The organism is Pseudomonas sp. AC083 (assembly GCF_979253165.1).
This window is the reverse complement of sequence record NZ_CEEDDH010000095.1, coordinates 1-280: the sequence shown is the minus strand read 5'-3', so window position 1 is coordinate 280 and position 280 is coordinate 1. Positions and strand designations below refer to the sequence as shown.

The 280-nt window shown below is 42.9% G+C and carries 1 pseudogene; it reads right to left on the bottom strand.

From position 1 onward, the window contains the following. Positions 1-280 (bottom strand): annotated as a pseudogene (locus AC0IXA_RS27355) (succinate--CoA ligase subunit alpha); the annotation flags it as partial.

Sequence of the window (280 nt, the reverse complement as noted above, 5' to 3'; positions counted from 1 at the left end):
GATGGTGTTTCTGCCACTTCAATTCCACATTCACGCATTGTTTTTACTTTTTCATCAGCTGTTCCTTTACCACCAGAAATAATGGCACCAGCATGTCCCATACGTTTTCCTGGAGGCGCCGTTTTACCGCCAATAAAGCCTACGACTGGTTTAGTCATATTTGCTTTTACCCATTCAGCTGCTTCTTCTTCAGCCGTACCGCCGATTTCACCGATCATAATCACAGCATGCGTTTCAGGATCTTCATTGAATGCTTTTAACACATCAATAAAGTTTGTCC